The 23,311-nt window shown below is 62.7% G+C and carries 24 protein-coding genes and 1 tRNA gene; 22 read left to right on the top strand and 3 right to left on the bottom strand.

The annotated features are described in order from the left end of the window. Positions 1-77: 77 nt before the first annotated feature. Positions 78-881, bottom strand: coding sequence for a TlpA family protein disulfide reductase (locus tag GRB80_RS14495; RefSeq protein WP_161424033.1), 804 nt, complete (start codon positions 879-881; stop codon positions 78-80). 174 nt (positions 882-1,055) lie between these two features. On the opposite strand from GRB80_RS14495, the gene GRB80_RS14490 reads away from it, so the two are divergent. From GRB80_RS14490 to GRB80_RS14470, 5 genes are all read left to right on the top strand, one after another. Beyond that, a complete protein-coding gene (locus GRB80_RS14490; protein ID WP_132044169.1) occupies positions 1,056-1,307 on the top strand; it encodes a hypothetical protein in 252 nt (83 codons plus the stop codon). 128 nt (positions 1,308-1,435) lie between these two features. After that, positions 1,436-1,888 (top strand): universal stress protein, encoded by a 453-nt coding sequence (locus GRB80_RS14485; protein ID WP_161424032.1) that lies wholly within the window; start codon positions 1,436-1,438, stop codon positions 1,886-1,888. A gap of 318 nt (positions 1,889-2,206) precedes the next feature. Continuing rightward, complete coding sequence (locus GRB80_RS14480; RefSeq protein WP_132044173.1) at positions 2,207-2,659, top strand: helix-turn-helix domain-containing protein; 453 nt, start codon at positions 2,207-2,209, stop codon at positions 2,657-2,659. Then, positions 2,659-3,222, top strand: coding sequence for a PIN domain-containing protein (locus GRB80_RS14475; RefSeq protein ID WP_161424031.1), 564 nt, complete (start codon positions 2,659-2,661; stop codon positions 3,220-3,222). Before GRB80_RS14480 ends, GRB80_RS14475 begins: the two co-directional genes overlap by 1 nt. 566 nt (positions 3,223-3,788) lie before the next feature. Beyond that, entirely contained in the window at positions 3,789-4,379 is a 591-nt protein-coding gene (locus GRB80_RS14470) for an Arm DNA-binding domain-containing protein (protein ID WP_161424030.1), read from the top strand. 566 nt (positions 4,380-4,945) lie between these two features. Here the strand turns inward: GRB80_RS14470 and GRB80_RS14465 are convergent. Beyond that, a tRNA-Pro gene (locus tag GRB80_RS14465) sits at positions 4,946-5,022 on the bottom strand. Between the two features lie 81 nt (positions 5,023-5,103). After that, positions 5,104-6,102 (bottom strand): octaprenyl diphosphate synthase, encoded by a 999-nt coding sequence (gene ispB, locus GRB80_RS14460; protein WP_161424029.1) that lies wholly within the window; start codon positions 6,100-6,102, stop codon positions 5,104-5,106. A 258-nt stretch (positions 6,103-6,360) separates the two neighbouring features. Between ispB and rplU the strand changes: the two genes are divergently transcribed. The 17 genes from rplU (at position 6,361) to GRB80_RS14375 (ending at position 23,118) form a co-directional block, all read left to right on the top strand. Beyond that, positions 6,361-6,672: a 50S ribosomal protein L21 gene (gene rplU, locus GRB80_RS14455; protein ID WP_132044179.1), complete on the top strand. Its 312-nt coding sequence runs from the start codon at positions 6,361-6,363 to the stop codon at positions 6,670-6,672. A gap of 32 nt (positions 6,673-6,704) precedes the next feature. After that, a complete protein-coding gene (gene rpmA / locus GRB80_RS14450) occupies positions 6,705-6,962 on the top strand; it encodes a 50S ribosomal protein L27 (protein ID WP_132044181.1) in 258 nt (85 codons plus the stop codon). A gap of 98 nt (positions 6,963-7,060) precedes the next feature. After that, positions 7,061-8,248: an Obg family GTPase CgtA gene (gene cgtA / locus GRB80_RS14445; RefSeq protein WP_132044183.1), complete on the top strand. Its 1,188-nt coding sequence runs from the start codon at positions 7,061-7,063 to the stop codon at positions 8,246-8,248. Positions 8,249-8,335: 87 nt separating this feature from the next. After that, entirely contained in the window at positions 8,336-9,475 is a 1,140-nt protein-coding gene (gene proB, locus GRB80_RS14440; protein ID WP_161424028.1) for a glutamate 5-kinase, read from the top strand. Positions 9,476-9,862: 387 nt separating this feature from the next. Further along, a complete protein-coding gene (rpsT, locus tag GRB80_RS14435) occupies positions 9,863-10,129 on the top strand; it encodes a 30S ribosomal protein S20 (protein ID WP_132044187.1) in 267 nt (88 codons plus the stop codon). Positions 10,130-10,312: 183 nt separating this feature from the next. Further along, positions 10,313-11,836, top strand: coding sequence for a murein biosynthesis integral membrane protein MurJ (murJ, locus tag GRB80_RS14430; protein ID WP_161424373.1), 1,524 nt, complete (start codon positions 10,313-10,315; stop codon positions 11,834-11,836). Between the two features lie 85 nt (positions 11,837-11,921). Beyond that, on the top strand, positions 11,922-13,022 hold the full coding sequence (ribF, locus tag GRB80_RS14425; RefSeq protein WP_161424027.1) for a bifunctional riboflavin kinase/FAD synthetase: 1,101 nt from the start codon (positions 11,922-11,924) through the stop codon (positions 13,020-13,022). Positions 13,023-13,032: 10 nt separating this feature from the next. Next, positions 13,033-15,876 carry an isoleucine--tRNA ligase gene (gene ileS / locus GRB80_RS14420; RefSeq protein WP_202597236.1) on the top strand — a complete coding sequence of 948 codons (2,844 nt, stop codon included), beginning with the start codon at positions 13,033-13,035 and terminating at the stop codon, positions 15,874-15,876. Then, complete coding sequence (gene lspA / locus GRB80_RS14415; RefSeq protein WP_161424025.1) at positions 15,869-16,384, top strand: signal peptidase II; 516 nt, start codon at positions 15,869-15,871, stop codon at positions 16,382-16,384. Before ileS ends, lspA begins: the two co-directional genes overlap by 8 nt. Before the next feature lie 64 nt (positions 16,385-16,448). Continuing rightward, the gene (gene fkpB / locus GRB80_RS14410; protein ID WP_161424024.1) at positions 16,449-16,910 is read left to right on the top strand and encodes an FKBP-type peptidyl-prolyl cis-trans isomerase; all 462 of its coding nucleotides are present in this window, start codon (positions 16,449-16,451) and stop codon (positions 16,908-16,910) included. A 191-nt stretch (positions 16,911-17,101) separates the two neighbouring features. After that, complete coding sequence (gene ispH / locus GRB80_RS14405; protein ID WP_132044197.1) at positions 17,102-18,055, top strand: 4-hydroxy-3-methylbut-2-enyl diphosphate reductase; 954 nt, start codon at positions 17,102-17,104, stop codon at positions 18,053-18,055. 290 nt (positions 18,056-18,345) lie between these two features. Continuing rightward, the gene (locus tag GRB80_RS14400) at positions 18,346-18,756 is read left to right on the top strand and encodes a type IV pilin protein (RefSeq protein ID WP_161424023.1); all 411 of its coding nucleotides are present in this window, start codon (positions 18,346-18,348) and stop codon (positions 18,754-18,756) included. A 4-nt stretch (positions 18,757-18,760) separates the two neighbouring features. Next, the gene (locus GRB80_RS14395) at positions 18,761-19,231 is read left to right on the top strand and encodes a GspH/FimT family pseudopilin (RefSeq protein WP_161424372.1); all 471 of its coding nucleotides are present in this window, start codon (positions 18,761-18,763) and stop codon (positions 19,229-19,231) included. A gap of 6 nt (positions 19,232-19,237) precedes the next feature. Then, positions 19,238-19,693, top strand: coding sequence for a prepilin-type N-terminal cleavage/methylation domain-containing protein (locus GRB80_RS14390; RefSeq protein ID WP_237562002.1), 456 nt, complete (start codon positions 19,238-19,240; stop codon positions 19,691-19,693). 11 nt (positions 19,694-19,704) lie between these two features. After that, positions 19,705-20,298, top strand: a complete 594-nt coding sequence (locus GRB80_RS14385) for a PilW family protein (protein ID WP_161424022.1) — start codon at positions 19,705-19,707, stop codon at positions 20,296-20,298. A gap of 35 nt (positions 20,299-20,333) precedes the next feature. Further along, positions 20,334-21,533, top strand: a complete 1,200-nt coding sequence (locus tag GRB80_RS14380; RefSeq protein ID WP_161424021.1) for a pilus assembly PilX family protein — start codon at positions 20,334-20,336, stop codon at positions 21,531-21,533. Positions 21,534-21,927: 394 nt separating this feature from the next. Then, positions 21,928-23,118 (top strand): pilus assembly PilX family protein, encoded by a 1,191-nt coding sequence (locus GRB80_RS14375; protein WP_161424020.1) that lies wholly within the window; start codon positions 21,928-21,930, stop codon positions 23,116-23,118. Positions 23,119-23,311 lie beyond the last annotated feature (193 nt).

Raw genomic sequence — 23,311 nt, 5'->3', positions numbered from 1 at the left:
GTTCTTGCATCCTTCACCCTGTGATCGCTTCCATATCAACCACATGCATTGTAGCTTATTCAGTTACGACTGTAGTGCTAGGGCGGCGGTGCCAACCAGGTGTCCAGCTGGGCACGGGTCAGCTCGCCGACATGCTGCTCCACGGCGTGACCCCGGGTGTCGAACAGCAGGGTGGTGGGCAGACCGGGAGACTCGCTGAGCACCATCAGCTCCTGGTGTGGGTCGAGCAGCGGGTAGCGAAAGTCGAGTGCCTGGTCGTCGAGGTAGCGCACCACCTGCAGCAGCGACTCGCCCTGGTTGGCCACCACCACGGTAACATCGTCCCGAGCGCTCGCCTCGGCCAGCAGCGGCATCTCGCGCAGGCAGGGCGGGCACCAGGTGGCCCATAGATTCAGCACGACGCGCTCGCCCTCGAGCTCACGCAGATTGACGGTCTCGCCCTCGAGGTTTTCCAGAGCGAGGTCGGGCAGGGTCTTCAGAGCCATGCCACCGCCGAAGGGCGCCAGGGTGACGGTGGCCAGCCAGAGTGCCGAGACCACGACCAGTAGCGCCATGGCGCCAACCAGACGGCCCAGGTGGTCGCGCAGCATCCAGCCGCTCCAGATCAGGCCGGCCATCAGGCCCCAGAGCCCGTGATAGCCGGGCTGCCACAGCTTGAGGGCATCCAGCGGGGCGGCGGCATAGGCATCAGGGTGGAGCGCCACATGGCCGATCCTCGCGCCGAGCAGCCAGGCCAGCAGCAGGCCATTGAACCAGCGGGAGTGGGCGCGCCGGGGCAGGCCGAGCAGCCAGGCGCTGGCACCCAGTAGTAGCAGGGCAGCCACGAAGGCGTAGAGGCGCGGCAGCGAGAGCAGGACGGGACCCAGGGCGATGGCATCCATGGGGTGGCGACTCCTTAGGGGTGTGGCTCCTTGAGGGCAGGGTCGGCGAACGAAAGGCCAGGGGGTACAATGTGGTGCAGCCGATCCTGGATCCTGCCAAGCCTACTGCCGGTTGGCGGGGCTGTCATCCGCGGGGTCCGATCCTAGCCGAAGCATCCGCCACCGGGAGCCGCCATGGCCAAGCCTGCCTTCGACACCCTGCGTGCCCTGGCCATCGCCAGTCAGGCGCTGGGTTTTATTCTGATCATCACCCTGGAAACCGTCATGGGCGACGCCGCCCGCCCCTGGCAGGGCTGGACCCTGGCGGCCATGGTGGTGGCCGCGCTATGGATCGCCCTGGTGCGACTCTATCGGCGCAATCGGGCCCGCAAGGCGCACTCCCGGCGACAGGCGGCGGGGGGCGAGACTGACGAGGACGACGACTGATGCCACCGTCATGCCGGCGAAGACCGGGGAGGGGGCTTGGAGCGAAGCGAAGCCCTACCGAAGGGCTATGCTGAGAGAAGCGGGCCGTGCCGCGCCCCTTACCTCTCGGCTGCTGCAGGAGTGACGCCATGTACGCCAAGATTCTGGTTCCCCTCGACGGTTCCGAACACGCCATCAAGGCGCTGAGGGTCGCCGCCTCCCTGGCTCGTGCCGGGGCATCGACGCTGCATCTGATGACCGTGGCGGAGTATCCGCCGGACAACGTCGGGCTGTTTGTCGGTGGCTCCGCCGACCCCTTCTCCGAGGAGGAGCGTGAGCAGATGGCGCAGGCGATGAGGGACAAGGCTCGCAAGGTGATCGATCAGGCGCGCTCCCTGGTCGATCTCGACGGCCTGGACGTGAAGGAGAGCGTGTCTCAGGGGCGTCCCGCCGAGCAGATCAAGGAGCAGGCGGAAACGATTGGCGCCGACGTCATCGTGATGGGCAGCCGTGGGCTCGGCAATGTGCGCGGCATGATATTCGGCAGTGTCTCCCATAAGGTCAGCCATATCGCCGGCTGCGGGGTGATCACCGTGACCTGAGCTATCACATGACCCCCGCTTGAGGCAGGCGGGAGTCGTCGGCAACGCAAAACGGCCACCGCTCAATCGAGCTAAGTGGCCGTTTAACGTCCTCGCTCTTCAGGAAGTACTGGTCGATGAAGGGCTTCTCCAGCATCCGTGTTTTCGGGTCCTCCCATGCTGTGGCTATCTGTGTGAATTCATTTCCCTCAGCATGCCAGTGACAGGTCAGCAGCCTGTTTCGGATATTGCGATTTTTGTTTATTTCGAATAGCCTGGCAGGTACCGATAGAACACGAGACGGTAGCCTGCAGTAGCGGGCCGCGTGGAGGACATGACATGAACGTTGCCACTCAAGATACCGTGCCCGACAACCTCGAGCTCACCCACCTGGCCAGGGCCAGCGCCACCGAGCTTAGCCAGCTGCTACGCGAGCGGCCCGACAGCGACCGTGCGCATATCAAGCTGGATGGGGCGGACCTGGTGCTGCCCCGTCAGGCGCTGGTGCTGCTGCGTGACCTGCTGACCGAGATGGCACAGGGCAATGCCGTGACCATCCTCCCCACCCATGCCGAGGTGACGACCCAGGAAGCCGCCAACATGCTCAATGTCTCGCGGCCCCACCTGGTCAAGCTGCTCGAGGAGGGTGCAGTTCCCTTCTCCCGAGTGGGCACACACCGTCGCATTCGCCTGCAGGATCTGTTGGCCTACAAGCGCCAGCAGGAGGAGGTCTCCGAGGCCGCCCTTCAGGAGCTGGCCGACCAGGCTCAGGACCTGGATATGGGCTACTGATGCGCTTCGTGGTCGTCTACGACGCCTGCGTGCTCTACCCCGCACCCTTGCGGGATCTGCTGATGAGACTGGCCACTTCGGGGCTCTACGCGGCGCACTGGACCGAGCAGATTCACGACGAGTGGACGCGCAACCTGCTCAATAATCGCCCAGAGCTTGCCAAAGCGCTGCCGCGAACCGTCAAGCTCATGAATCGGGCGGTGCCGGATGCGCTGGTCACCGGGCACGAGCCGTTGATCCCCGCTCTCGAGCTGCCCGACCCTGACGACCGCCACGTGCTGGCCGCAGCCATTCGCGCCGGGGCGCAATTGATCGTCACCTTCAACTTGAAAGACTTCCCGGCCGATACCCTGGCCCGCTTCGGTATCGAGGCCGTCCATCCCGATACCTTCCTGGAGCAGCAGTTCGAGCTGAATGAGGGGCTGGTGCTCAGGACCGTCCATCGCCACCGTGCCAGCCTGCGCAAGCCGCCAAGAAGCGCCGAGGAGTACCTCGACACCCTGGCGGCCTGTGGTCTGATCGTCACGGCGGACCGATTGCGAGAGTTCATCGAGGTCCTGTAACAGTCAGCAGGCTTCCTTTGCCTGGCCATCGCCTTCAGCCGCGGGCGGGAAACGTTGACGAAATGGTTGAGCCGCTGTGCCAGCCAGGTTTGGCACTCGTCCTCGCTGGCGAAGTCGCTGAGTTGAGCATGGCAGGCGTGATCGCGCTGCCCCCAGCCGCTTGTGCAGCCTGTGCAGACGACTTTCTGGCACTTGGAACCTATTTGTACCTGGAAGGCTGGCAACGCAAAACGGCCACCGCTCCATTGAGCTAAGTGGCCGTTTTTACTGAATTCTTTGGTCGGAGTAGCAGGATTCGAACCTACGACCTCTGCCTCCCGAAGAGCGCACCTGCAAGCACTAATGTTGCCGATGTCGGTAAAATATGAGCCTAAATGTATGCAATTGGCATCGATTTTCCGATAACTTGAAAGCCTAAATATCCTTAGCATAAGTTTGTGGACACCCCGTTCGTCCATCGTTCTGTGGTGAGTCAGAACGCTTGTGGACGGCTCGTGGACGGCTGGGCGGGCCCTTGATGCTGTGCATCAGGGGCTCCAGTCATCCACTCTGCTGAGGATTGGGCTATGTCCAGAAATGTCATTTCGCGTCGTATCACCGAAGCTGCTATTCATGATGCTAAGAAGAAGGGAGTGTCAGAGATCAGGGATACCCTGATCATGGGGTTTTCATGCTTGCTCAGTCGTGATCAGTCGGTGGTGTCGTTCTTCTATCGATACCGGTCCAAGGTCGAGCGTAAGCGTCCAGCGGTGAAAGTCGGTAGGTGGCCAGGGGTATCTGCTGATGCCGCCAGAGAAATCGTCACAGGTTGGCTGGCAGGTATTGCCAACGGTATTGAGCCCCACATCGAGCGTGAGCGTAAGCGTCGGGAGCTCCTGGAGGCTAAGGACCAGAAAGTCTCGGCAGTGACCTTTGCGGAATTCGCCGATGGCCCTTTCCGCGAGCACCTGATGCGCAACAAGCAAGGCAGCGAGGATCTCAAGCGACTCAATCGCGATTTCCGTGACTGGCGGAGTCGTGAGTTGCTGGAGTTGGGGAAACAGGATCTTCTCGCCTGGCAACTGGCGATGGAGGGAAGGGGGCTCGCGTATTCGTCCATCAAGCGGTCTTGGAACGTGCTCAGGTCGATGCTGAACTACGCAGTGGAAATCGAGTAAACGGTCCACAAACCCCATCTTCTGCATCTAAATAGTGTCCGTCAGACTGGTGTCACCCGACCCCAAGGAGGACTCCTCCTTGGGGTCGGGTGACACCAGTCTGACGGACACTATTTAGATGCAGAAGATGGGGTTTGTGGACCGTTTACGGTATTCGCCAGCAAGGTTTGAACCTGATCCTACCACTGATCATTGGACGAAGCTGTGCCAAGGGCTGTTGAGGATCTGGCATATCGATCGCATTAGACCGTTGCATCCTCGGTGCGGACGGATTCGTCCGCTATCCGTTCTGAAAGGAAGGGGCTGCACTTGTCCGGCGCAGGCGCTACGCTGATTGAAGCCTGATGTCCTCAGTTGGGGTGTCGGGCCCGAGTCCAAGGCTTGTGCTGTGGGTTCGGGCTTTCTGTGCGACTCGCGCTGCCTCCCGGGGGCAGGCAGAAACGAAAAAACCGGCCGCTGTGGGCCGGTTCTTCGGGACTTGATGATAGTGGACTTGTGGGGGACGGTTTTTGGCAGCGCCCGCTGCTACCGTAAGTCATCACTTATCATCTAAGTCATTGAATTAGTGGTCGGAGTAGCAGGATTCGAACCTACGACCTCTGCCTCCCGAAGGCAGCGCTCTACCAAGCTGAGCTATACTCCGATGTCGTTCTCGAGGGGTGTCCCTGATCGACGCAGCGTAGTTTACGCAGGTGGCGGGAAAATGCAACCCCGCCAGGTCTTTTTATGCCTGGCGATCCACCGCGAGGTGGGCCAGCTCGGCCATGCTGTCGCGGTAGGGGCTTTCGGGCAGCGCTTCGAGCTGAGCCAGGGCCAGATCGGCCATCTCCACGGCGCGCTGGCGGGTGTACTCCAGGGCGCCGGTGGCGTTGATGATCTCCAGGACCTCCTGCAGGTGATCCAGCCCCCCCTGGCGAATCGCCTTGCGGATCACCTTGGTCTGCTCCGGGGTGCCCTTGGCCATGGCCTGAATCAGCGGCAGGGTGGGCTTGCCTTCGGCCAGGTCGTCGCCGACGTTCTTGCCCATCGCCTCGGCATCGCCCTGATAGTCGAGCAGGTCGTCGATCAGCTGGAAGGCCAGGCCCAGGTAGCGGCCATAGAGTTTCAAGGCGGTCTCCTGCTCGGGAGTGGCCTCGGCGAGGATGGCGCCGCTATGGCTGGCCGCCTCGAACAGCATGGCGGTCTTGCCCTGGATGGTCTCGAAGTAGGCGGCCTCGTCGATATCCGGGTTGCCCACATTGGTGAGTTGCTGCACCTCGCCCTCGGCGATCACGCAGGTGGCGGAGGAGAGCACATCCATGATGCGCATGGAGCCCACCTCGACCATCATCTGGAAGGAGCGCGAGTAGAGGAAGTCGCCGACCAGCACCGAGGGGGCGTTGCCCCAGGCGTCGTTGGCGGTGGCCTTGCCGCGACGCAGGTGCGACTCGTCCACCACGTCGTCATGCAGCAGGGTGGAGGTGTGCATGAACTCGATCAGGGTGGCCAGCGTGATATGCCGATCGTCCTGGTAGCTCAGTGCACGGGCCGCCAGCAGCACCAGCAGCGGGCGCAGGCGCTTGCCGCCGCTGACGATGATGTGTTGGCCGATGGTCTCGACCAGCGGGATGCGAGAGCCGAGCTTGGCCATGATGGTGCGGTTGACGGCGGCGAAGTCCTCGGCCACGACGGCATGGATCGGGGAGGCGGCGGCGGTGTCGGAAGCGGAAGCGTGGATGGGCATGTAGGCGGTATCAACAGTCGGTTGGGCCGGGGCGAGGCGGCCCCCTGCTGGCCTTGGATTGCCGGCCATGCTATGGGGCGTCCTCGGGGGCGTCAAGGCGGCGGCAGAAACGCCCATCTCGCGGGTTGTCTGCCGGGTCGCCTGTCGTTATAATTCGCGACCCACTCATCTCGCTCCCTGTCAGATGGTTGCCGAAAGGGGCGCCACTCGAAGCAGGCCGACGAAGAGCCCAACCCGATGAGTCCTGGAGAGAAAAGCATGTACGCAGTTATCAAGAGCGGTGGCAAGCAGTACCGCGTTCAGGAAGGCCAGACCCTGAAGCTCGAGAAGATCGAAGTCCCGACCGGCGAGTCCATCGACTTCGACGAAGTGCTGCTGGTCGGCAGCGACGACGAGGTCAAGGTCGGCGCTCCCCTGGTTGACGGTGCCAAGGTCTCTGCCGAGGTCGTTTCCCACGGCCGTGGCGACAAGGTCACCATCATCAAGTTCCGTCGCCGCAAGCACAGCATGAAGCGTCAGGGCCACCGTCAGTGGTTCACTGAAGTCAAGATCACCGGGATCTCCGCCTAAGCGGTCCATCCCCCTGAACGGAGGTTTATACCATGGCACATAAGAAGGCAGCGGGTTCTACCCGTAACGGTCGCGATTCCGAATCCAAGCGCCTTGGCGTCAAGCTCTTCGGTGGCCAGGCCGTGACCGCCGGCAACATCATCGTTCGCCAGCGCGGCACCAAGTTCCACGCCGGCACTGGCGTCGGTATCGGCAAGGACCACACCCTGTTCGCTCTGGACGAAGGCGTGGTCAAGTTCGAGACCAAGGGTCCGAAGAACCGCAAGTTCGTCAGCGTCGTCTCTGCCTGAGACTCCTGATTCTTGCCGCGAGAAGGCCCCGCTATGGCGGGGCCTTCTTGTCTTTATTATGGCGGCCGGAGCGGTACAGGCAGCCTGGAGAGTGACAGATGCAGTTCGTCGACGAATCCTCGATCATTGTGGAAGCCGGCAAGGGGGGCAACGGCTGCCTCAGCTTCCGGCGCGAGAAATACGTGCCCAAGGGTGGCCCCGATGGCGGCGACGGCGGCCATGGTGGCAGCGTCTACCTGATCGGTGACGACGCCCTCAACACCCTCATCGACTTCAAGTACCAGCGCTTCTACAAGGCCCAGAACGGCCAGCCCGGCATGGGTCGGCAGATGAGCGGCAAGGCCGGTGAGGACCTGCACGTCAAGGTGCCGGTGGGTACCACAGTGATCGACGAGGACACCCTCGAGGTGATCGCCGACGTCACCGAGATCGGCCAGGTGGTGCTGGTCGCCCAGGGTGGCCGCCGCGGGCTTGGCAATATCCACTTCAAGTCCTCCACCAACCGTGCGCCGCGTCGCACCACGCCAGGTACCGATGGCGAGCGCCGCAACCTGCGTCTGGAGATGAAGGTGATGGCCGACGTGGGGCTGCTGGGCCTGCCCAACGCGGGCAAGTCGACGCTGATCCGTGCCGTCTCCGCGGCCAAGCCCAAGGTGGCCAACTACCCCTTTACCACTCTGGTGCCCAACCTGGGGGTGGTAAAGCTCGGCATGCACGAGCACTTCGTGATGGCCGATGTGCCGGGGCTGATCGAGGGTGCCTCGGATGGCGCCGGCCTGGGGCTGCGCTTCCTCAAGCACCTGACCCGCACCCGGCTACTGTTTCACGTGGTGGATGTGGCGCCCTTCGACGAGTCCGACCCGGTGGAGGCCGCCGAGGCGATCATCCACGAGCTGGGCGAGTTCTCGCCGGCCCTGGCCGAGCTGCCACGCTGGCTGGTGCTCAACAAGCTCGACCTGCTCCCGCCGGAGGAGCGCGAGGCCACGGCCGACGAGATCGTGCGTCGCCTGGGCTGGGAGGGCCCGGTGTTCCGTGTCTCGGCGATCGGCAGCGATGGCACCGATGCGCTGGTGCAGGCGGCCTACCGCTGGCTCACCGAGCAGCGCCGCCTGGAGAACGAGGACGAGGAGGCCGCCGAGCGCGCCCGCGAGATGCGCGAGCGCATGGAGGAAGAGGCAGTGGCCCGTACCGAGGCGCGCCTGGGGCGCAAGCGCAAGCCCTCCGCCGAGGACGATGATGACTTCGATGACGACGACTACGATGTCGAAGTTGAATACGCGCCCTGAGAGAGCTCTTGTCGGTGCCGGGAGTCGATGGGGTCAGACCCCATCTGGTTGGGGGTCTGACCCCATGGATGCCAGGGTTATGAGCGAATGGACAGTGACGAGCAGGTGATGGGTCGCGAGGCGCTGAAGGGCGCCCGCCGGGTGGTGGTAAAGATCGGCAGCGCCCTGCTGACCAACGACGGGCGTGATCTCGACGAGGCGGCGATCGGCGGCTGGGTCGATCAGATCGCCACGCTGCATCGGCGTGGCATCGAGGTGGTGCTGGTCTCCTCCGGCGCCGTGGCCGCGGGCATGGTGCGACTCGGCTGGCAGGCGCGCCCCTCGGCGGTGCATGAGCTGCAGGCCGCGGCGGCGGTAGGCCAGAATGGCCTCACCGAGTGTTACGAGGGCCACTTCGCGCGCCATGACCTGCTCACCGCCCAGGTGCTGCTGACCCACGATGACCTCTCCAACCGCAAGCGCTACCTCAATGCACGCTCGGCGCTGCGCACCCTGGTCGACCTGCGGGTGGTGCCGGTGATCAACGAGAACGACACCGTGGTCACCGACGAGATCCGCTTTGGCGACAACGACACCCTGGGGGCCCTGGTGGCCAACCTGCTGCAGGCCGACGCCCTGGTCATCCTCACCGACCAGGAGGGGCTGTTCGACGCCGACCCGCGCTTGAACCCCGAGGCCCGGCTGATCGCCGAGGGGCGTGCCGACGACCCGGCCCTGGCGGCCGTGGCCGGCGGCGGCGGGGCGCTGGGGCGTGGCGGCATGACCACCAAGATTCGTGCCGCCAGCCTGGCGGCGCGCTCCGGTGCCGTCACCGCCATTGCCAGCGGTCGTCAGTCCGATGTGCTGGTTCGGCTGGTCGATGGCGAGCGCCTGGGCACCCTGTTGCGGCCCGATCAGGCCCCCATGGCGGCGCGCAAGCGCTGGCTGGCCGGGCAGCTCCAGGTGCGCGGCACCCTGACCCTGGACGCCGGCGCGGTGAAGGTGCTGCGCGAAAGCGGCTCCAGCCTGCTGCCGGTCGGGGTGAGGGCGGCCGCCGGGCAGTTTCGGCGCGGCGATATGGTGCTGTGTGTCGACGAGCAGGGCGAGCGGGTGGCCAAGGGGCTGGTCAACTATGGGCTCGACGACGCACAGCGCATCATCGGGCAGCCCAGCCACCAGATCGAGGCGATCCTCGGCTTTATGGAAGCACCGGAGCTGATCCATCGCGACAATCTGGTGGTGCTGTAGGTCAGGGCTATCGTTAACGATTTAACAGCCTGGTGGCTCGGGGCTGATCTGGCGACAAGCCCCGGAGCGCCGGACCGACGAGAAGGCGCTGTGAACCCCTCCCTGGGCGCTACCGACGCCTTCCCTGGCGTAGGACCTTCTCTTCGGCTTGTCCCCAGCGCCCCTTGGATTCGCAGCAGCGATGGCCTTGTAGACATGCTGGCAAGCCCCGCCCGGGCTATGGTAGGATGCGCCATCCTCTCAGACACGGCCCGTGAACGATCGCCGCACCAGCAGCGGTCGGCCAGATGGCCAAACCGGCGGTAAAGATGACTCTTTGCTGCCGGATCAATACGTTATCGCAGCCGTCATTACATGGGCGGCGAAGAATCTCCAAGGAGACAGCAAGTGGCAAACAGCAAGCAAGCTCGCAAGCGCGCCCGTCAGGCCGAAGGTCGTCGTGTCCTGAAGGCCAGTCAGCGCAGCATGGTCCGCACCTACATCAAGCGCGTTATCACCGCCATCAACGGTGGTGACCACGCCGAGGCGATGACCGCCTTCCAGAAGGCGCAGCCGGTCATCGACCGCATCGCCGACAAGGACGTGCTTTCCAAGAAGAAGGCCGCGCGCCTGAAGAGCCGCCTGAACAAGCGCATCAAGGCCCTGGCTGCCTAAGCCGGTCCGATGCCATCGAGAGCCGGCCACTGGCCGGCATCTCGTGAAAAAACCGGCTGCGGCCGGTTTTTTTGTGGCCGTTAGTTATCAAGCCGAGGAACAGACGTGGCGGATCGCGAACAGGCGCCACCGGCAGCGGTGGACGAGAACGACAGGGTAGTGGCCCCCAAGGGCGGCGGGCTGATGCGCTCGGGCCTGGTGGTCAGCGTGATGACCATGCTCTCGCGGGTGATGGGGCTGGCGCGTGACGTGGTGATCGCCGCGCTGTTCGGCGCGGGGCAGGGGGCCGACGCCTTCTTCGTCGCCTTCAAGATCCCCAACTTCATGCGCCGGCTGTTCGCCGAGGGCGCCTTCAATCAGGCCTTCGTGCCGGTGCTCTCGGAGTACGCCACCCGGGGCAGCCGACGCGAGGTGCGCGAACTGCTCGATGCCGTCTCCGGCAGCCTGGCCGCGGTGCTGTTCCTGCTGACCGCGCTGGCCATGTTTGCCGCCCCCTGGCTGGTATGGGTGTTTGCCCCCGGCTTCGGTCGTGACCCGGCCAAGCTGGCGCTCACCGCCGACATGCTGCGCCTCACCTTCCCCTATCTGCTGCTGATCTCGCTCACGGCCTTTGCCGGCAGCGTGCTCAACACCTGGAACCGCTTCGCGGTGCCGGCCTTCACCCCGGTGCTGCTCAATCTCTCGCTGATCGGGGCGGCGCTGCTGCTGACCCCGCTGATGAGCGAGCCGGCCATGGCGCTGGCCTGGGGGGTATTGATCGCCGGTGTGGCTCAGCTCGCCTTCCAGGTGCCCTTCCTGGTGCGGCTGGGGCTGGCGCCGCGGCCCTGGCCCAGTTTCGCCCATGCCGGCGTCAAACGGATCATGAAGCTGATGGTGCCGGCGCTGTTCGGCGTCTCGGTATCACAGATCAATCTGCTGCTGGACACCGTGCTCGCCTCGTTGCTGGCGGCGGGCAGCGTCTCCTGGCTCTACTACTCCGACCGTCTGGTGGAGCTGCCGCTGGGGGTGTTCGGCATCGCCATCGGCACCGTGATCCTGCCGGCCCTGTCGCGCCGCCATGCCGAGCAGTCCGGCGAGCACTTCAGCGCCATGCTCGACTGGGCGATCCGCACCGTGCTGCTGCTGGGTCTGCCTGCGGCCCTGGCCCTGACCCTGCTCGCCGAGCCTCTGCTGATCTCGCTGTTCCACTACGGCGCCATGACCGAGCGCGATATCGCCATGGCGGCGATGAGCCTGCGGGCTTACTCCCTGGGGCTGGTGGCCTTCATGCTGATCAAGGTGCTGGCGCCGGGCTTCTTCGCTCGCCAGGACACCAAGACCCCGGTGAAGGTCGGCATCATCGCCATGGTCGCCAATATGGTCTTCAACCTGATCCTGATCTGGCCCCTGGCCCACGCGGGCCTGGCGCTGGCCACCGCGCTCTCGGCATTCATGAACGCCGGCCTGCTGGGCTGGCTGCTCAGGAAGCAGGGCGTGCTGGTGTTCCAGCCCGGCTGGGGTCGCTATGCGGTACAGCTGCTGGGTGGCTGCGCGGTGATGGGGCTCGGCCTCTGGTGGTTCTCTCCCGACTGGCAGGCGTGGCTCGGCTGGGGTGTCTGGCAGCGTGTCGCCTGGCTGGCGGCGCTGGTGATCGGCGGTGCGGGCCTCTACTTCGCCTGGCTGGCCGCCACCGGGGTGCGGCTCAGGCACTTCAGGATGAAGGGCTAGGCGGGCCCGGCTGTCAAGGGGCCGTCTGTCCGGTATAATCGACGATTTAACCACCATTCGACGCCGAGCGGGGCTCCAGCACGCCATGCAAGTGATTCGAGGACTGCACAACCTGCGCGACGAGCATCGTGGCTGCGTGGCCACCATCGGCAACTTCGATGGGGTCCACCGCGGGCATCAGGCGATTCTCGAGCAGTGTCGCGAGCAGGCCAGACGTCTCGGCCTGCCGGTGACGGTGGTGGTGTTCGAACCACAGCCCCGCGAGTTCTTCGCCGAAGACCAGGCGCCGCCGCGGCTTACCCGCCTGCGCGACAAGGTGCGGCTGCTCGGCGAGGCGGGGGTGGAGCGTGTGCTCTGCCTGCCGTTCAACGACGCCCTGCGCAGCCTGACCGCCGAGGCCTTCATCCAGCGGGTGCTGATCCAGGGGCTGGGCGTGCGCCACCTGGTGGTGGGCGATGACTTCCGCTTCGGCTGCGACCGCCGTGGCGACTTTCATCTGCTGACCGCGGTGGGCGAGACCGAAGGCTTCGGCGTGGAGCATACCCGCACCTTTACCATCGACGATGAGCGGGTCTCCAGCAGCCGTATTCGCACCCTGCTGGCCAGCGGCAACTTCGAGGCCGCGGCACGCCTGCTGGGGCGGCCCTATCGTCTGGGCGGCCGCGTGGTGGCCGACCAGAAGCTTGGCCGCACCATCGGCGTGCCCACCGCCAACCTGCCCCAGCCGATGCGCTCACTGGCGTTGCATGGGGTCTATGCGGTACTGACCGAGCTGCCCGATGGTCGCCGCCTGCCGGGGGTGGCCAATATCGGCTGGCGGCCCACGGTGGGCAGCGTGCGGCCGGTGCTCGAGGTGCACCTGTTCGACTTCGACGGTGACCTCTATGGCGAGCGTCTGGTGGTGGTGCCCTGTGCCAAGCTGCGCGGCGAGGTGAAGTTCGAGGACTTCGCGGCGCTCAAGCATCAGATCGGTCTCGACCAGCAGCGTGCTCGCGATTATTTCTTTAAGCACCCCGAAGCCGGTGCTAACGGTTCTCTGCACCCCGAAGCCGGTGCTAAGAGCGCTCGGCACCCCGAGACCTTCGGTAACGATGATTCTCTTCCTCTGGCATCGGCGCCGCTGGCGCGCGAGGCCGTGACACTCGATTCCTCGGCGGGTATCTCCGCCGACCATGACGACGGCTGATCCCCAGAATATGAGCGACTACAAGCCCACTCTGAACCTGCCAGAAACCGACTTCCCCATGCGCGGCATGCTGCCCAAGCGCGAGCCCGAGCGGCTGGCCCAGTGGCAGCAGCAGGATATCTACCACCGCCTGCGCGAGGCGCGCCAGGGTCGTGAGCTGTTCGTGCTGCACGATGGCCCTCCCTACGCCAATGGCAGCATTCATATCGGTCACGCCGTCAACAAGATCCTCAAGGACATCATCGTCAAGTCGAAGAACCTGGCCGGCTTCGATGCCCCCTACGTGCCCGGCTGGGACTGCCATGGCCTGCCCATCGAGCACAAGGTGGAGACCACCCACGGCAAGCAGCTGGAGCCCGAGCGTGCCCGCGAGCTGTGCCGCGAGTATGCCGCCGAGCAGATCCAGGAGCAGCTCAAGGACTTCGTGCGCCTGGGCGTGGTCGGCGACTGGGACAACCCCTACCGCTCCATGGACTACGCCAACGAGGCGGGCGAGATCCGCGCCCTGGCCGACATGGTCGAGGCCGGCTATGTGTTCAAGGGGCTGAAGCCGGTCAACTGGTGCTTCGACTGTGGCTCGGCACTGGCCGAGGCCGAGGTGGAGTACCAGGACAAGCAGTCCGACGCCATCGACGTGGCCTTCCCGATCGAGGACGCGGACCGCCTGGCGGCCGTCTTCGGCCTGGAGGCGCTGCCCAAGCCGGCCGCGGTGGTCATCTGGACCACCACGCCCTGGACCGTTCCCGCCAACCAGGCGCTCAACATGCACCCGGAGTTCACCTACGCCCTGGTGGACACCGGCGAGCGGCTGCTGGTGCTGGCCGAGGAGCTGGTGGAGTCGTGCCTGGAGCGCTTCGGCCTGAGCGGCGAGGTGATCGCCACCGCCCGTGGCGAGGCCTTCGACGGCATCCGCTTCCGCCATCCGCTCTATGAGCGCCTGTCGCCGGTCTATCTGGCCGACTACGTGGAGTGTGAAGTGGGCAGCACCGGCATCGTCCACTCGGCGCCGGCCTACGGCGTGGATGACTTCGTGACCTGCCGAGCCCACGGCATGACCTTCGACGAGATCGAGAGCCCGGTGCAGGGCAACGGCGTCTACGTCGACAGCCTGCCGTTCTTCGGTGGCCAGATGATCTGGAAGGCCAACCCCCAGATCGTCGCCAAGCTCGAGGAGGTCGGCGCGCTGATGGCTCACAAGCCGATCACCCACAGCTACATGCACTGCTGGCGCCACAAGACGCCGGTGATCTACCGCGCCACCGCCCAGTGGTTCGTGGGCATGGACGTGGCCGGCAAGGATGGTCGCACCCTGCGCGAGCGTGCGCTCGAGGGCATCGAGGCCACCCGCTTCACCCCGGCCTGGGGCAAGGCGCGCCTGCACAGCATGATCGCCAACCGTCCCGACTGGTGTATCTCCCGCCAGCGCAACTGGGGTGTGCCGATTCCGTTCTTCCTGCACAAGGCCAGCGGCGAGCTGCATCCGCGCACGGTCGAGCTGATGGAGGAGGCCGCCAAGCGTGTCGAGGCCGAGGGCATCGATGCCTGGTTCCGCCTCGATCCCGCCGAGCTGCTGGGCGAGGAGGCTGCCGACTACGACAAGGTCACCGATACCCTGGACGTGTGGTTCGACTCCGGCACCACCCATCGCCATGTGCTGCGTGGCTCGCACCCCCACGGCCATGAGAGCGGCCCGCGCGCCGACCTCTACCTGGAGGGCTCCGACCAGCACCGCGGCTGGTTCCACTCCTCGCTGCTGACCGGCTGCGCCATCGACGGCCACCCGCCGTACCGTGGCCTGCTCACCCACGGCTTCACCGTGGATGCCCAGGGCCGCAAGATGTCCAAGTCGGTGGGCAACGTGGTCGCCCCCCAGCAGGTGATGGACAAGCTCGGCGCCGACATCCTGCGCCTGTGGGCCGCCTCCACCGACTACTCCGGCGAGATGGCGGTCTCCGACGAGATCCTCAAGCGCACCGCCGATGTCTATCGCCGCATCCGCAACACCTCGCGCTTCCTGCTCGCCAACCTCAACGGCTTCGAGCCGCAGCGTGACGCGCTGCCGTTCGATGAGATGCTGGCCCTGGACCAGTGGGTGGTGGACCGTGCCGCCCAGCTGCAGGCGCGCATCGAGACCGCCTATGAGGAGTATCGCTTCCTGGATGTCTACCAGCAGGTGCACGGCTTCTGTGCCCGCGAGCTGGGCGGCTTCTACCTGGACGTGATCAAGGATCGTCAGTACACCACCCAGGCCGACTCGGTGGCGCGCCGCAGTGCCCAGACCGCACTCTACCACGTGGTCGAGGCGCTCTCGCGCTGGGTGGCGCCGATCCTCAGCTTCACCGCCGAGGAGATCCATGAGCATATCCCCGGGACGCGCGGCGACAGCGTGCTGCTCGAGGAGTACTACACCGGGCTCGAGACCCTGGCCGATGACGCCGAGATGGGCCGCGACTTCTGGGAGCAGGTGCTCAACGTCAAGCAGGCGGTCAACAAGTGCCTGGAAGACGCCCGTAACGCCAAGGCGATCAAGGGCAGCCTGGCCGCCGAGGTCACCCTCTACGTGGACGATGCCCTGCACGCCACGCTGGCCAAGCTGGGCGACGAGCTGCGCTTCGTGATGCTGACCAGCGAGGTGCGCCTGGCACCGCTGGCCGAGGGTGAAACGCCCGAGGGGGCCGAGGCCACCGAGCTCGAGGGCCTCAGGGTCGCCGTCAACGAGAGCCCGAACCAGAAGTGCGAGCGCTGCTGGCACCACCGCGAGGATGTGGGCAGCCACGCCGCGCATGTCGACCTCTGCGGCCGTTGCATCAGCAACCTGCCGGATGGCCCGGGCGAGACGCGTCACTATGCGTGAGGTGTCGCCCATACCGCCGGTGCACCAGCCCCTGCGCTGGCTATGGCTGGCGCTGGCGGTGGTCGTGCTCGACCTGGCCACCAAGTACGCCGCCTCCGCCTGGCTGCAGTACGCCCGGCCGGTGGAGGTGTTGCCGTTCTTCAACCTGACGCTGCTGCACAACACCGGCGCGGCCTTCAGCTTCCTGGCCAGCCACCCAGGCTGGCAGCGCTGGCTGTTCGCCACCATCGCGGTGGGGGCCAGCATCGGGCTGACGCTCTGGATGCGCCGGCTCAAGCGCGACGAGACGCTGCTCGCGGCGTCGCTGGCCATGATCATCGGCGGCGCCCTGGGCAACCTCTACGACCGCCTGGTGCACGGCTATGTGGTCGACTTCCTCTCCTTCCACGCGGCGGGCTGGTACTACCCCGCCTTCAACGTGGCGGACATCGGCATCACCCTGGGCGCCATCGGGCTGATCTGGGAGTCGGTGTTCGGCGAGAAGCGCCGAGCCCGCCAGCGAAACTGACAAGGATTTTATCGCAGGAGCCCGATTTATCGGGCGATCTTCACCTTATTCGAGTCTGATACCCATGACCGACCAGAACAGCCCGCAGCACCGCATCGACGAGGGCATGGAAGTGACCCTGCACTTCACCCTCAAGCTGGAAGACGGCACCGTGGTGGACTCCACCCGCGACAAGGCCCCGGCCACCTTCCAGCTGGGCGACGGCAACCTGCCGCCCGGCTTCGAACACCCCATGAAGGGCATGAGCGCCGGCGAGAGCGCCACCTTCGAGATCACCCCGGAGCACGCCTTCGGCCAGCACAACCCGCAGAACATCCAGCGCCTCAAGCGCGAGGACTTCGGTGAAGAGCCCCTGGAGATCGGCACCGTGATGTCCTTCGCCGACCCCGCCGGCGGCGAGCTGCCCGGCGTGATCAGCGCCATCGAGGGGGAGCAGGTGGACGTGGACTTCAACCACCCGCTGGCGGGGCGTACCCTGACCTTCGAGGTCGAGATCATCGACGTAGTGCCGGCCACTACCCACTAAGCCACCCCACGCCTGGCGGCGCCTCTGATGGAAAGCCTTGGAGGCGTCGGGTTTGCCTCGCTTTGTGCACAATGCCATGCTTGGCGGCTATGCTGGGGTCTGACCCAAAAGCTCACGCCAAACGTTCTAAAGCTCGCCAGCCTTGGCAATCAGTTTGACTGATGCTGCTTCGCATCAAGGAATTTTTCACCATGCAAATCAGGCTCGCCAATCCCCGTGGCTTCTGCGCTGGCGTCGACCGCGCCATCGAGATCGTCAACAGTGCGCTGGACGTGTTCGGTCCGCCGATCTACGTGCGTCATGAGGTGGTCCATAACCGCTTCGTGGTCGACAGCCTGCGCGAGCGGGGAGCGGTATTCGTCGAGGAGCTCCATGAGGTACCCGACGACGTGATCGTGATCTTCTCCGCCCATGGCGTCTCTCGCGCCGTTCAGGAGGAGGCCGAGCAGCGTGGCCTCAAGGTGTTCGACGCCACCTGCCCGCTGGTCACCAAGGTGCACCTGGAGGTGCTGCGCTACGCCCGCCGTGGTCAGGAGTGCGTGCTGATCGGCCACGCCGGCCACCCCGAGGTGGAAGGCACCATGGGGCGCTACGACACCAGCCTCGGCGGCACCATTCATCTGGTGGAGAACGAGGAGGACGTGGCCACGCTCGAGGTGAAGGATCCGAGTCGCCTGGCCTATGTTACCCAAACCACCCTCTCCATGGATGACACCGCCAAGGTGATCGACGCCCTGCGCGCCCGCTTCCCGGACATCCAGGGGCCGCGCAAGGATGACATCTGCTACGCCACCCAGAACCGCCAGGACGCCGTGCGCGAACTCGCCGACGGCGCGGACCTGGTGCTGGTGGTGGGAAGCCTCAACAGCTCCAACTCCAACCGCCTGCGTGAGCTCTCCGAGCGGGTCGGCACCCCCGCCTATCTGGTTGACAACGCCGACCAGATCGACCCGGCCTGGCTCGAGGGCGTCAATGCCATCGGCGTCACCGCCGGCGCCAGCGCCCCGGAGGTGCTGGTGCAGGGCGTGATCGAGCGGCTCAAGAGCCTCGGCGCCAGCGCCCCCGAGGAGCTCGCCGGCCGCGAGGAGACCATCACCTTCTCCATGCCCCGCGAGCTGCGTGAGCGCGTGATCGTCAGCGAGTAGCGGCGCCGCAATCACCGCCCGCGCCAAGCCGGAAACGCCGCCGTCACCCGGAAGACGGCGGCGTTTCTGTCTCCCGGGAAGGGGTGTGCGGCGCACCACACGGGAATGGGTGTCAGGGGGTGACGATCATGCCCTGTAGCCAGCAGCGACTCAGCGCCTAGCCCGTCATGGCATATGTGCAGGATGCCGCTCACCCTGGCAGCATGACATTTTTGGTCCATCACCCTACCGGAGTCTCGCCTCTTGATACATACTGAAACAAATACATCACTCGTAGGGAGACGTCACGCGTGATCATCGACACCTCTCAACGCACTCCCCGGCGTCCGGCAGGCACTGCCCGGCACAGCGCCGGCTTCAGTCTTATCGAGCTGATGATTGCGGTTGCCGTCATCGGCATCTTGGCGTCGATTGCGTATCCGAGTTACACCCAGTATGTGGCCCGCGCAAATACTGCCGAGGCCGAGGCCAGGCTGATGGAGGGGGCTGCAGCAGTAGAGCGCTGTTATACCGAAAACTACAGCTACAGCAGCTGCGATCCGGATTTGAATGCTACCGAAACGTATAGTTTCGCGTTCTCTTCCAGCAGTGCCGCCTCGTATTCACTGGCTGCCACGGCAGAATCTGGGGCGAATGTCGAGGAGCAGTGCCTGGCGATCAATGCAACCGGGGAAGTCACAACGGACTGTCCTGAGGACTGACTAGATGGCGCAGCGAGGCTTTACCCTGATCGAACTGCTGATCACCATGGCAGTAGCGATTATCTTGATGACGGTTGCCGTGCCTGGATATCGCAACATGGTGGCCGACCAGCAGATGGCTTCAGAATATAACGAGATCCTGACCGGGCTTCGGTTCGCGCGTAGTGAAGCCATCAAGCGCCGCGAGCCGGTGAGCTTCGAGCTCGCACAAGGCTGGTCCTATCAGGTGAAGGATGATGAAGGCAACCTGCTGCGACAGCGAGCCGGTGGCAGTGGCAAGCTGACAGTAGAGGAGGTGAATGAGGAGGACTTGGTGATCACCTTCAATGCCACGGGCCGTATCGATGATGACTCCGACGACTGCAGCGCCGGCTGTATCACCCTGGCCCATGACGCCGGCTCGGTAGCTTCCAAGAAGATCGCCGTCAGCCGTTTCGGCCGGGTCGGCAAGCCTCTGCCAGTTGAGGAGTCTTGAATCACCATGAAAGCGATGATGGCATCACGAGGGTTTACCCTGATCGAAGCGTTGATCGCGCTGTTAGTGCTCTCCATTGGCCTGTTGGGGGTAGCCGGTATGCAGCTCAAGGCACTGCAGGGGGCGCATATAGGGTATCAGCGCTCTGTAGTCTCGCTTGCTGCTGTTGATGCCCAAGAGCGAGCATGGAAGTACTTGGCCAAAAGTGAAGAACGATACTGTCCTGGTGAAGATACATCGGAAACTACTGCTTTATCCACTATTGAGAAAGATTGGAAAAACGCTTGGGTGATAGGGGAAGGGGTAGTCATCCCTGATGCTGGAAGCCTCCTGCGAGATACAGATGAGGATGGTAATGCCCTTGGTAGTTGTGAATATCAAGTCGTCGTCAAGTGGGTAGAACGCCGCGCGGAAGGTGATGGCAATTTCACATACAGTTTCCGCTTGCCGAATATGAATTGAGAAGAGAGTTTATGCGCAGCTCTGGTCACAGCCAGTCAGGTTTTTCCTTAGTTGAAATGATGATCGCCATGGCGATCGGTCTGATCATCATACTTGGGGCTGGACAGCTCTTTCTAATGGGACTGCAGAATTTTCGTCTGGTAGAGCTGCTGGGCAATAAGCAGGCAGCGCTGACCTATTCCGCCGAGATGATCATTCGCGATATCCGTCGTTCCGACAATGGCTTTATCGATTGGGACGATAGCACGGATCCGCACACCTTGAGCTTGCAATTCCGGTCTGTCTCCAAGGCGGATGGGTGTAATGCTGGAGAGGTTGTTGGACGTGATTACTATGTGTCTGATGGAGAAGCCATCAGTCCCTCTGAAGGGTGGGCGCTGATGATGAAGCAGCAGTGCGGCAGTTTGATTGCTAAACCTGAGCCTCTGGTGACCGGGTTTGGCCCGAATGGCCAAGGTCTCAAGGTAATCGAGACTGATGAGGAAAATGGCATCTATAAGGTGACCTTCTGTCTGATCGCCGAGCCGGGGGATGAGGACTGTGACTCCGATTCAGAGGGAATCACCTTCCATGCCGTGAATCGAGTGGCCGCCCTGGCCAAGTAAGTTGCTTGGTGTGTCGGCCTTGTTGGAGTAATAACATGAAACAACAGAACGGAAGCGCACTGACGGTTACACTGGTGATGCTGGTGATGGCGCTGATGATGGGGATTTCCAGCATGCAATCCTCCTTGGTGGATGAGCGTATGGCGGGGAATTACAAGGCACAGTCTCAAGCACAGATGGCTGCGGAAAAAGCCGCCGCCGAGGGAGTGGTCTCTATTTATTATGGTGTTAGCTCTATAATTCCTGATGAGTATAATATTAATAACCTACATGCGATAGATTGGGTGAAGTTTACGGGAGAAAAGGGGAAGTTGTCGCCGGATAGTCTGAGCTTGGATGTGTGTCCAGGAACGCAAACCGAATGCTACTATCGCTTTATTAAGGATAATGCGGGAAACCAGTATGTCGCTGCGATGGGGGTCGTGGTGGAGGGTGGCGGGGTGATCGCCGTCAGTGAGCCATTGGTCGTGGACCTCGTTTCTTCATACGGTGGTGTTTCCGCTGCGTTAAACATCTATGGTGGTATTCACAATATAAATAAAAAGGTTGGGAGTAATCCAGGGAAGGAGGAGGTCTGGTACCCCACCTCTGAAAACTCTAGGGTGGCGGGTGGTGACTTCGGTGACGAAGACTCGGGAACTGGGAGTGTTAGCTCCATGTATTACGAAGGTGTGGAGCTTAACTCATCAACTCTTGATAGCATCGCCTCAAAGGATACGTTCCCTGATGGTTACGATTATGGGGGTAACTTAGGGCAGACTGGTCTGGATTCCATGGCCTTTCTGGGCGAAATTTATCAGGTGGCGATGGAGTCAGGCAATACTTCTACCACTTTGTCGGACTCTGATTTTGTCGGTAAGGATGATTCATGCTCGGTTTATAAGTTTGCGGTTGTGAATAGTTTTGATCATTCGGGAAACAAGAAGTTTTGTGGAGTGCTCGTCTACCTAGGCGGTGACCTGGCTCTCGGGGGGACTGCGGTGGTAGAAGGACTGGTTCTTGCGGCGAATCCGCACATGAAAACATTAGACGACGACTCACAAGTTTTTGACTTCTCCAAGCGCTCGCAGCATCTCAACTTGATGTTCAGCGGTGGTGGGAAGAAAGGGTCGGTATATTTCAACGAGACAGCAGTTGAAGGGGCGTTTAACCTGATTGGCGAGAACTATCGCGATTACCTAAAGGGTGGGTCAAAGACCTCTCGGTTCAACATTTCCGGTTGGGGCGCACGATAGCCTTGATTGCTTTGCTAGTTGTGCCTCCGCCGGGTTGTTCACGGCAACGCCCATCTGGCTAACCAGAGGGCAGTGATCCAGGCTGGCATGGGCCGATGCAAATTGTACTGATGGAGACAGGCAGGTGGAGTAGGAACAACCGAGAGATCACTGGGTTATAGCGCCATGGCGGCATGTTTACAACAGGAGGCAAGCTGCACGCCGTGGTTGCCGGTGGGTAGGCCAAGAGTGAGGGCTCACGCGCCCGGTGAAGGATGGGGTAAGATGGTGGCGGCTGTCGCTAACGGAAAGGTTTGTATGCCACTTCGGTTGTGCGGCACTGCAGTGACGGGTCAAGAAAACAGTGTTGGCTCTCACGCGCGCTGATACTGAAACGATTGAGGCCTAACATTTCGTGAAAACGCTACCGGGTACAAGCAACGTGAAGCAACAAAGGGGCGCCGCGCTGCTTGTCGTGCTGTCGGTGATAGCGGTCTCGCTCATGCTGGGGGTGACCAGCATGCATTCGTCCATGGTTGATGAGCGTATGGCGGGGAATTTCAAGGCAGCTGCTCAGGCGCAGATGAATGCAGAACATGCGGCCTCCGCAATGCTGACTGCCCTTGCCTCGGCTCCAAGAGACAAGATCTCAAGGAGTGTTGTTACTAACTACGACTGGGGTGATGGTGGCCTTCGTTGGTCCAGCTTTAATGAGCTTTTGGGCTCAAAGGATGTTGCATCTGAATCATGCTTATCCACAGGCGACAGCTTGGCCTGCTACATGGAATTGCCAGAAAGAGCCTTTGGAAGTGGACTGTTGGAAGGTGACTATATTGTTGCCATGGGTTCGTTAATGCAGGGTGTGGGTGGTGAAGAAGAAACGGTTATATCTGAAAGCAATCCGGTTTTTGTAAGGGTGTCTGGCGCTTTCCTTGGTTTTTTCCCTGAGGCGACAGTGAGCTGTCTGGGTAGTGAGTGTGATTTCATGCCCGGGCAGGGTAATTCCGGGCCTGCCATTGACGGCACCGACCGGAAAATGGATGGGAAAACAACCGGATCGAATCGCCCTGAACCAATTCTTGATGGCGATGGAAATAAAGTTATGGTGCCTGCAGTTATAATGGCGGATAGGAATTCTACTGCTACCGGGTCGTCAACGGGTGGTGGAGTGTTGGGTGACGAGATTTATACAAAGGACCAATACAACGAGTTCAAGGAGTCGTTGGGTTTTTCAGGTTATGACATTAGTGAAGATGGCTGGGTGGCGATCAAGAAGGTTATTCGCCAGGAGATTAAAGAGGCTGTAGGAAAAGCACCTGGTTCTAGTGAGGTTTTTTACGCTGGGCCGGGTCAGACAGTCAGTCCTGGCTCTGCAAGTGGTGTTGTCGTCATTGATGGGGGAACGCTAGTTTTTGGGGGTGATGACAGGTTTAGTGGTCTTGTGATAATGAATGGGGGGCAGATTCAGTCGACAGGGACGCCAGCGATTGTGGGTGCCGTGATCGGAGAAGACTTTTCCTTTGAAGGTACGGGGAATCCTACGATACTGTATAGCTCGGAGGCTGTAGAGAGTGTGAATGGCCGTTCTGCTAAGTGCCTGATCTGAAGTTTTCGTGTAGTGTCGGTGTTTGGATCACTGACACGGATGAACCCATGGCAAGGCGCCAGATGCCAGCTATTCTTACGTTCGCACTGACTGAGCAGACCCTGGAGGTAGCGTAGTGCGCGATCGCGCGTTTCCGAACGCGGAAAGAGCGGGCCTAACCGCTCTGCCAGGTCATCCAACAATGCTGAGACAG

Source organism: Halomonas icarae (assembly GCF_009901955.1).
Classification (GTDB): Bacteria; Pseudomonadota; Gammaproteobacteria; order Pseudomonadales; family Halomonadaceae; genus Halomonas; species Halomonas icarae.
The sequence above is the reverse complement of the archived record's forward strand: the minus strand, read 5'-3'. Positions and strand labels throughout refer to the sequence as shown.